Raw genomic sequence first — 8,943 nt, forward strand, 5'->3', positions numbered from 1 at the left:
CGACGCCTTCACCCGCGAGAGATCCGGTGCAGCCGCAGCGCCACCTGGAGCTCCAGCTGCCGCTCGGGATCCTGCCAGTCGTCGCCGATCAGCTTGCCCACCCGGTCGAGCCGCTGCGCGACGGTGTTGACGTGCACGTGCAGTACCTCGCGGGTGCGGGCCAGGTTGCCGCCGGCGTCGAAGTAGGCCTGCAGCGTCCCGATCAGGTCGGTCCCGCGCCGCTGGTCGTACTCCAGCAGCGGCCCCAGAGACGCGGTCACGAAACCGGGTACGTCGGGCTCGTCGCCGAGCACGAGGCCGACGAAGCCGAGCTCGGCCAGCGACGCCCCCTGGCCGGACCGACCGAGTGATCGCAGGGCGGTCACGCAACGCACCGCCTCGTCGTGGGCGGCGGCGAGCTCCTCCACCGAGAACACCGGGCCGGCACCGCCGACGGTGACCGGGTGGGCGAGCGCGGCCCCGAGCTCCTCCGCGAGCCGGCGGGCGACGGCGTCCGGCCCGGCGTCAGGCCCGCAGCCGGTGCCGGTCCCGGCATCGGTCCCGGCGCCACGGCCGCCCTCGTCGCGGTCCGGGGCGGCCGGCAGCACCAGCGCGAGCCGCCCCTCGAACGCGCCGCCGAGCCCGCGTCGCACCGACGCGATGTGGTCCACCGCGCTCGCGCCGCGACGCCGGTCGGCGCCGTCGAGGGCGACGACGTACACGCACTGCGGCCTGGTCAGGTCGGTGCCCAGCCGCCGGGCCCGGTCGACCAGCGTGTCCGGGTCGTGGCCGCTGTCGGAGCGGAGCAGGTCGTCGACGAGCTCGCCGCGCACCCGGTTTTCGGCCTCGATGCCCGACCGCAGACTCAGCATCAGCAGCGCGGTCACGACCGCGGCCCGCTCGATGATCCGCTGGTCGGCGTCGTCCAACGGCGCGTCGCGCTGCAGCACGAGCGCCCCGAACACCTGGTGCTCGACGGTGATCCCCGCCACCGCCCAGGACGTGCCGTCGCCGGGCACGGCCGTCACCCGCCCGGTCCCGACCGAGGCCGCGACCGCCTTCTCCAGTGCCTCGGGGTCGGGGCGATCCGGGTCGCCGATCGCCTCGAGCTGTCGGCCCTCCTCGTCGAGCACCAGCAGCCGGCCGCCGAGCACCTCGACGAGGGCCGCCCCGATCTGCTCGACGCCGCCGCCGTGCAGCACGGCCTGCGCCATCCGGTCGTGCGCGTCGGCGGCCCGCTCCACGCTGCGGGTGCGGTCCTGCAGCAGCAGGTGCACCGACCGCAGCTCCTCGAGCGCGACCCGGGTCTCGTCGAGCAACCGGGCCTTGTCGATGGCGGCGGCCGCGTGCGCCGCGAGCGAGCTGAGCAGGGCGACCTCGGAGCGCGAGAACGGGCGCTCGTTGCGGTTCGCGGCGTAGAGCACGCCGATCACCGTCGAGCCGAGCTGCAGCGGTACGCCGAGGATGGCGACCAGGCCCTCCTCCGACACGGCCCCGTCGATGCTCCCGGTGTGGTTGAAGCGCGGGTCGTCGAAGTAGCTGGCCGTCGAGTACGGCATCGCGCTCTCAGCCACCAGCCCGCCGAGTCCCTCGCCCATGCCCAACCGCACCTGCTGGAACCGCGCCGACGTGCAGCCGTCGGTGACCCGCATGTAGGTGTCGCCGCGGTCGGCGTCGTTCATGGTCAGGTAGGCGACGTCGGTCCGCAGCAGCTGCCTGGCCCGGTGCACGATCGCGGCCAGCACCGAGTCGAGGTCGGAGAGCCGGGCCAGGTCGTACGCCGTGTCGTAGAGCGCGGTCAGCTCGTCCTCGCGCCGACGCTGGGTCAGAAGGCTCTCGCGGACCTGCAGCGCGAGCCGCTTGCCCCGCTCGAGCTGCTCGATAACGTCGGCCGGCTCGCCGTTCGCACGGGCGGTGAGGACCGGCGCTTCGTACTCGACGGCGGCGGCGTCGCGCGCGAGCAGCTCGAGGTAGTCGGTCCACATGGCGCCGATTGTCTCCCCGCGGATGCTGCGGGGTGACCGCGGCCCACTCCCGTGGACGGAGACGGCCGTCGCGCCGCCGGGGACGAACCGCGCGCCGCTCAGTGCGCCGTCCACCCGCCGTCCATCACCATCGACGTGCCGGTGATCGCCGAGGCCGCCGGCGAGCACAGGTAGGCCACCATCTCCGCGACCTCGTCGGGCTCGAGCAGCCGCTTGAGCGCGGCCCGCTCCAGGATCACGTCCTCGAGCACCTCGCTCTCGGAGATGCCGCGCACCTTCGCCTGGTCGGCGATCTGGTTCTCCACCAGCGGCGTACGGACATATCCGGGGTTGACGCAGTTGGCGGTGACGCCGTGCTCCGCGCCCTCCAGCGCCGTCACCTTGGTGAGGCCCTGCAGCCCGTGCTTGGCGGAGACGTAGGCGGCCTTGTACGGCGACGCGACCAGCCCGTGCACCGAGGAGATGTTCACGATCCGACCCCAGCCGCGCGCGTACATGTGCGGCAGCGCGTGCGAGGTGAGCCAGAACGGGGCCTCGAGCATCACCGTGAGGATCGCCGAGAACGTGCTCCGGTCGAACTCCTCGACCGGCGCGACGTGCTGGAAACCGGCGTTGTTGACCACCACGTCGAGGTCGGCCGGGAGCGTGTCGAGGAAGTCCGGGTTCGACAGGTCGGCGACCACCGGCTCCCCGCCGGCCTCCTCGGCGACGGTCTTGGCGCCCTCGGGGTCGAGGTCGACCACGAGCACGTGCGCGCCCGCCGCGGCCAGCCGGAGGGCGACCGCGCGGCCGATGCCGCTCGCCCCGCCGGTGACGAGCGCGCGGCGGCCGGCCAGGTCGAGGGGTGCTGCGGTGGGTGCGGGCCGTGCGATAGGGGCAGCCATGCGGTGAAGGTACCCAGCGGTCCGCGTCGTCACCCACGGTCGAGCTCCCCACACTCCGGCGCGGTTCCATAGCGATCGGCCACATGTCGCCCTCGGGCCCGGGGTGGCGCGGCGGGGCGGTCACCGGACCCGGGCTGCGCGGGGGAGAATGATGCTGTGGGGCTCTACCGTGACGAGGCGATCGTGCTGCGCACCCAGAAGCTGGGTGAGGCCGACCGGATCGTCACGCTGCTCACCCGCAGCCACGGCCGGGTCCGCGCGGTCGCGAAGGGGGTACGCCGTACCACCTCGCGGTTCGGGTCACGTCTCGAGCCGTTCACGCACGTCGACCTGCAGCTCGCCGAGGGGCGCTCCCTCGACGTGATCACCCAGGCCGAGACCCTCAGCCCGTTCGGGGCCCGGGTCGGCACCGACTACGAGCGCTACACCGCCGGTACCGTCATGCTCGAGACCTCCGAGCGGCTCGTCGTGGAGGACAAGGAGCCCGCTCTCCAGCAGTTCCTGCTGCTCGTCGGGGCGCTGCGGGCCATGTGCGACCAGGGCCGGGTGGCCGGCCAGGTGCTCGACTCGTTCCTGCTCCGGTCCCTCGCGGTCGCCGGGTACGCACCCACGTTCGAGGGCTGCGCCCGTTGCGGACTCGAGGGCCCGCACCGCGCGTTCAGCCCCGCGGCCGGCGGGATGCTGTGCAGCACCTGCCGGGTCCCCGGGTCGGCCAGCCCGGCGCGCGAGACGGTCGAGCTGCTCGGCGCCCTGCTCGCCGGCGACTGGCCGATCGTGGAGGCCAGCGACCCGCGCCACCGCCGGGAGGCGACCGGCCTGGTCGCGGCGTACCTCTCCTGGCACCTCGAGCGCGGGCTCAAGTCGCTCTCCCACGTCGAGCGCTGACCGACCGCGGGAGCGGGGCCGGTCAGGCGCCGCGCTCGGCCGCCATCAGCTGGTCGACGGACTGGTTGAACTTCCCGAGCAGCCGCGCGAAGTCCTCGCGCTCACTCGCGCTCCACTCGGTGAGCACCGTCCGCAGCCGCTCGCGCCGGAACGCGCGGGTCTGCTCGAGAGCGTGCCGGCCCTCGTCGGTCAGGTCGAGGAGAGAGGCCCGCCGGTCCGACGGGTCCGTGCGCCGGACGGCCAGCTGCGCCTCCTCGAGCGCCTGCACCTGCCGGGTGATCGTCGACGGGTCCAGTCCGAAGGCCTGGGCGAGCGCGCCGAGGCGATGCGGCCCCTCGTCGGCGAGCTGACACATGATCCCGTACGCCGAGCGGTCCAGGTGGACCTCGCCGGTGGCGGTGATCAGGTGGATACGCTGCACCCGGCGCAGCAGGACGGTCATCTGCTGCTCGATCTGCATCGCTGCGGCTTCCATCTCGTCCGACCTTTCGACCCCTTGGGGGATGGCACGAGCATGGGGGATGAACGGAGGTATGGGAAGTGGCCAGAGCTCCGGCGCGTCGTGCCGTCCGGCCCCCGCACCCGCATCCCTCCGGTGCGACGCCGCCGCCGGTCCCTCGCGACCTGGTGCCCCGCCACGTCGCCGTCGTCATGGACGGCAACGGGCGCTGGGCGAAACAACGCGGGCTGCCGCGTACCGCGGGTCACGAGCGAGGTGAGCACTCGCTGTTCGACGTGGTCGAGGGCGCTATCGAGATCGGCGTGAAGGCGATCTCGGCGTACGCGTTCTCCACCGAGAACTGGTCGCGGAGCCCCGACGAGGTCCGCTTCCTGATGGGCTTCAACCGGGACGTGATCCGGCGCCGGCGCGACGAGATGCACGAGCTCGGCGTGCGCGTGCGCTGGGCCGGCCGCGCACCGCGGCTGTGGAAGTCGGTGATCAAGGAGCTCCGGGTCGCCGAGGAGCTGACCCGAGACAACGACGTGCTGACACTGACGATGTGCGTCAACTACGGCGGCCGCGCCGAGGTCGCCGACGCCGCCCGGTCTATCGCCCGCGCGGTCGCGGACGGGCGGCTCGACCCCGACAAGGTGGACGAGAAGACCTTCGCGCGGCACCTGTACGTGCCCGAGCAGTCCGACGCGGACCTGGTCTGGCGTACGTCGGGGGAGCAGCGGCTGAGCAACTTCATGCTCTGGCAGGCGGCGTACTCCGAGCTCGTCTTCACCGACGTGCTCTGGCCCGACGTGGACCGACGCGACCTGTGGCGCGCGATCGACCTGTACGCGCGGCGCGACCGTCGCTACGGCGGCGCGGAGTAGCCGAGCGCCTGCCGAGCCCGTGCGGTCAGGTCAGAGCACCCGCCGCATCGGCATCTCCCGGCGCTCCGCGACGGCGAAGGCCGTCTCGAGCTCGCGGTTCCAGGCCGCGGAGGCCAGCCGGCGATGAGCGCCCCAGGCGCCCCCGAGCGACATGAGCACGGCGAACGTGCCCAGCAGTATGTAAAGCATTGCGCCTCCCCGCGCCGTCAATCCCTCGAGGCGACCCGGAGCCGGGCGGCCTCTCCCCACCTCAGACGGTACGTCGGGCCCGGGCGAAGCGGTACGGAACGGGTGAATCCACCCCGAATGGGTCAGGTTCCGGCACTATCCGGGGCTGGCAGAGATGTAGCACATCTACTACATTCGTAGCATGACTCCCACACCTTCCGCAGCGCCGGTGGTCACGGTGCGCGGGCTCCGGATGCGCTACGGCGACAACGACGTGCTGAACGGGGTCGACTTCGACATCCATGCGGGCGAGGTGCTCTGTCTGCTGGGTCCCAACGGGGCCGGCAAGACCACCACCATCGAGATCCTCGAAGGCTTCCGGATCCGCTCCGCCGGCGAGATCTCCATCCTGGGAGAGGACCCGGCCTCGGCGGGGGAGTCCTGGCGGGCCCGCACCGGCGTGGTGCTGCAGTCGTGGCGGGACCACCCGCGCTGGACCCCGCGCCGGCTGCTGTCCCAGCTGGGCGCCTACTACGAGCCGTACAGCACCCCGGAGCAACCGCGCCCCTGGGCCGTCGACGACCTGCTCGAGGTGGTCGGCATGACCGACCTGGCCGACCGCAAGATCAGCACCTTCTCCGGTGGCCAGCGCCGCCGGCTGGACGTCGCGATGGGCATCGTGGGGCGGCCCGAGCTGCTGTTCCTCGACGAGCCGACGGCGGGCTTCGACCCGCAGGCGCGACGCGACTTCCACCACCTCGTGCACCGGCTCTCCGACCTGGAGAGCACCACGATCCTGCTCACCACCCACGACCTCGACGAGGCCGAGAAGCTCGCCGACCGGGTGGTGATCCTGGCCGGCGGCCGGATCGTCGCCGACGACAGCGCCGAGGGGCTGTCCCGCCGGGTCGCGGGCGAGGCGGAGGTCAAGTGGACCCGCGACGGCGAACGGTTCGTGCACGCCGCGGTCGACGCCACCGCGTTCGTGCGCAACCTCCTCGCACAGTACGGCGACGAGGTCCGCGACCTGGAGGTACGCCGGGCCAGCCTCGAGGACGCCTATCTGACCCTGGTCCAGCAACACGAGTCCGGTCGCGCCGAGGCGGCCGCCGAGACGTTCGCGGAGGTGACCCGATGAGCATCACGACCCACGCCGTCCGGATCGGCCTGCGCCGCGGCCGCACGGAGTTCATCCAGAGCATCCGGTCCACCCAGGACCAGTGGTTCTACCTGTTCACGGCCGTGCTCACCCTCGGTTACCTGTGGATCCGCCGCGACGCCGACACCGGTATCGAGGGGCTGCCGTTCGCGGCGGTCGCCCTGCCCAGCCTGCTCGGGGCGCTGGTCGCCTTCGGCGTGATCGTCGGTCCGGCGTACGCCCTGGCCATGGAGAAGGAGGACGGCACGCTGCTGCGGCACCGCGCCGTGCCGCACGGCATGGTCGGGTACGTCAGCGGGCAGCTGCTGTTCCAGAGCATGAGCCTGCTGCCGCAGATGGTGGTGATCCTGGTGCCGAGCTTCCTGCTGTTCGACAACCTGATGGCGCATCCGAGCGGCTGGCTGACCGTCGCGTGGGTGCTGGTGCTCGGGATGCTGGCCGCGATGCCGATCGGGATGACCATCGGGGCGCTGGTGCCCGGCGTCCAGAAGGTCGGCAGCTGGGGGATGCTGCCGGTCATGGTGCTGGCCGGCATCTCCGGGATCTTCTATCCCGTCCAGCAGCTGTGGGGCTGGGTGCAGGTCGTGGCCCAGGTGTTCCCGATGTACTGGATGGGCCTGGGCATGCGCTCGGCCTTCCTGCCGGAGGCCGCCGCGTCCCTCGAGATCGGGGGCTCCTGGCGTACGACGCAGACGGTGGTCGTGCTGCTCACCTGGGCGGTCGTCGGGGCGCTCGTCATGCCGCGCGTGCTGCGCCGGATGGCGAGGCGGCAGACCGGATCCCAGGTCGAGGCGGCCCGGGAGGCCTCCATGCAGTGGGTCAAGTGAGCCGATGAGTCCCCAGGTCAGCGAGGCCGTCCACAACCGGATCGCCCTGCTCCGCGCCGAGCAGGGCGTCAGCCGGCGTGCACTGGCCGACGCGCTGGGCGTGCACTACCAGACGGTGGGCTACCTCGAGCGCGGCGAGAACAACCCGAGCCTGCACCTGGCCCTGCGCATCGCCGAGTTCTTCGGCGTACCCGTCGAGGTGGTCTTCTCGACCTCGCCGTTCCCGCGGGTCAGCGACCAGTCGCACAGCGCCTGAGCGAGCCGGACAATTCACTGGGTCCCCTGAGAATCTCCCGCTTCCCGTGGTGAACTCGCCGCGGGAACGGGGTGATTACCACGGGACCGTGGTAATTGGCCGCCCGGTTCACCCGCACGACGGGCAGGTCCCGAAGATCTCCAGGGTGTGGCTGACGTCGGCGAAACCGTGCTCGGCGGCGACCGCGTCCGCCCAGGACTCGACGGTGGGGCCGGCGACCTCGACGGTGCGGCCGCAGGTGCGGCACACCAGGTGGTGGTGGTGCCGGTCGCTGCACCGGCGGTAGAGCGCCTCACCGTCCTCGGTGCGCAGCACGTCGACCTCGCCGCCGTCGGCGAGCGTCTGCAGGGTGCGGTACACCGTGGAGAGGCCGACGTTCTCGCCGGCCTTGCGGAGCAGGTCGTGGATGTCCTGGGCCGACCGGAAGTCGTCGAACGACTGCATCGCCGCCGCCACCGCGCGGCGCTGCCGGGTGGGTCGCGTCCCGGCGGGCAGCTTCGGGTCAGTGCTCGTCATAGTGACCCCCGTGGACGGCGTGCCGGTGGCCGTCGTGGACGTAGTCGACGTGGTCCCCGTGCCGCACCGCGCGGTGCCCGCAGTCGGGTCCGTGCCGGTGCTCGTGGTCCTCGGGGACGGCGATGTGCCCGTCCCCGGCGACCAGCTCGTCGGCCGGCTCGTCGAACGGCATTCGCGCGTGCTGGCGGTGCCGCAGCCACACGCCGAGGGGGTACGCCGCGACGAAGCAGGCGAGCGCCAGCAGCACGATGGTCGCGCCGGGCGCCACGGAGACGTACGCCGAGACCAGCACCCCGCCGAGCGAGGCCAGCGTGCCGAGCGCCATCGCCGCGACCAGCGTGGTCCGGAACCCGCGGGTCACCTGCTGCGCCGTCGCGACGGGGATCACCATCAGCGCGCTCACCAGCAGCAGCCCCACCGTGCGCATCGCGACCGTCACGGTCACCGCGGCCATCACCGCGATGAGCAGGTTGTAGGTGCGCACCCGGAGGCCGGACACGCGCGCGAACTCCTCGTCCTGCGCGACCCCGAACAGCTGGGGCGACAACCCCACCGCGACGAGCAGTACGACCGCGGCAAGGGCGACGGTCATCCAGACCTCGCCCGCGGAGATGGTGCTGATCGAGCCGAAGAGGTAGCGCTGCAGCACCGCGGCGCTCTCGTCGGCGAGTCCGGTGAGCATCACGCCGCCGGCGATGCCGCCGTAGAACAGCAGCGCGAGGGCGACGTCACCGCTGGTGCCTCGGTCGCGCACGATCTCGATGACCACGGAGGCGAGGACGGCGACGACCACCGCGGTCACGGTGGGGGAGGTGCCGGTGAAGAGGCCGACGGCGACCCCGGTGACCGCGACGTGGCCGATGCCGTCGCCCAGCAGGGCGAGCCGGCGCTGCACGAGGAAGGTGCCGATCGCGGGCGCGGCCAACCCGGTGAGCAGGGCGGCGAGCAGGGCCCGCTGCAT

Annotated in this window: 11 protein-coding genes; 5 read left to right on the forward strand and 6 right to left on the reverse strand. The window is 72.5% G+C overall.

Features of this window, described 5'->3' with window-relative positions:
* Positions 1–8 precede the first annotated feature (8 nt).
* Complete coding sequence (locus VFH10_RS17350; RefSeq protein ID WP_325130832.1) at positions 9–1,964, reverse strand: helix-turn-helix domain-containing protein; 1,956 nt, start codon at positions 1,962–1,964, stop codon at positions 9–11.
* Positions 1,965–2,062: 98 nt separating this feature from the next.
* Positions 2,063–2,848 (reverse strand): 3-hydroxybutyrate dehydrogenase, encoded by a 786-nt coding sequence (locus VFH10_RS17355; RefSeq protein ID WP_325130834.1) that lies wholly within the window; start codon positions 2,846–2,848, stop codon positions 2,063–2,065.
* A 156-nt stretch (positions 2,849–3,004) separates the two neighbouring features.
* Here VFH10_RS17355 and recO point away from each other — a divergent pair, with 156 nt between their 5' ends.
* Positions 3,005–3,733 carry a DNA repair protein RecO gene (recO, locus tag VFH10_RS17360; RefSeq protein ID WP_325130835.1) on the forward strand — a complete coding sequence of 243 codons (729 nt, stop codon included), beginning with the start codon at positions 3,005–3,007 and terminating at the stop codon, positions 3,731–3,733.
* A gap of 22 nt (positions 3,734–3,755) precedes the next feature.
* On the opposite strand, the gene VFH10_RS17365 is transcribed toward recO, so the two are convergent.
* A complete protein-coding gene (locus tag VFH10_RS17365) occupies positions 3,756–4,208 on the reverse strand; it encodes a MarR family winged helix-turn-helix transcriptional regulator (protein ID WP_325130836.1) in 453 nt (150 codons plus the stop codon).
* 65 nt (positions 4,209–4,273) lie between these two features.
* Between VFH10_RS17365 and VFH10_RS17370 the strand changes: the two genes are divergently transcribed.
* Positions 4,274–5,056 (forward strand): isoprenyl transferase, encoded by a 783-nt coding sequence (locus tag VFH10_RS17370; RefSeq protein WP_325130837.1) that lies wholly within the window; start codon positions 4,274–4,276, stop codon positions 5,054–5,056.
* Between the two features lie 30 nt (positions 5,057–5,086).
* Here VFH10_RS17370 and VFH10_RS17375 read toward each other — a convergent pair whose 3' ends face one another.
* Positions 5,087–5,245, reverse strand: a complete 159-nt coding sequence (locus VFH10_RS17375) for a hypothetical protein (protein ID WP_325130838.1) — start codon at positions 5,243–5,245, stop codon at positions 5,087–5,089.
* A 181-nt stretch (positions 5,246–5,426) separates the two neighbouring features.
* On the opposite strand from VFH10_RS17375, the gene VFH10_RS17380 reads away from it, so the two are divergent.
* The 3 genes from VFH10_RS17380 to VFH10_RS17390 are packed head-to-tail and all read left to right on the forward strand — an operon-like array spanning position 5,427 to position 7,466.
* A complete protein-coding gene (locus tag VFH10_RS17380; RefSeq protein ID WP_325130840.1) occupies positions 5,427–6,362 on the forward strand; it encodes an ABC transporter ATP-binding protein in 936 nt (311 codons plus the stop codon).
* A complete protein-coding gene (locus tag VFH10_RS17385) occupies positions 6,359–7,210 on the forward strand; it encodes an ABC transporter permease (protein ID WP_325130841.1) in 852 nt (283 codons plus the stop codon). The genes VFH10_RS17380 and VFH10_RS17385 overlap by 4 nt, the downstream gene beginning before the upstream one ends.
* A 4-nt stretch (positions 7,211–7,214) precedes the next feature.
* Complete coding sequence (locus VFH10_RS17390; RefSeq protein WP_325130842.1) at positions 7,215–7,466, forward strand: helix-turn-helix transcriptional regulator; 252 nt, start codon at positions 7,215–7,217, stop codon at positions 7,464–7,466.
* Between the two features lie 108 nt (positions 7,467–7,574).
* Here the strand turns inward: VFH10_RS17390 and VFH10_RS17395 are convergent, their stop codons facing one another.
* Positions 7,575–7,982, reverse strand: coding sequence for a Fur family transcriptional regulator (locus tag VFH10_RS17395; RefSeq protein WP_325130844.1), 408 nt, complete (start codon positions 7,980–7,982; stop codon positions 7,575–7,577).
* On the reverse strand, positions 7,969–8,943 hold a 975-nt coding region (locus VFH10_RS17400), incomplete at its 5' end, for a metal ABC transporter permease (RefSeq protein ID WP_325130846.1). The genes VFH10_RS17400 and VFH10_RS17395, both read right to left, overlap by 14 nt.

The organism is Nocardioides sp. (assembly GCF_035697785.1).
Classification (GTDB): Bacteria; Actinomycetota; Actinomycetes; order Propionibacteriales; family Nocardioidaceae; genus Nocardioides_B.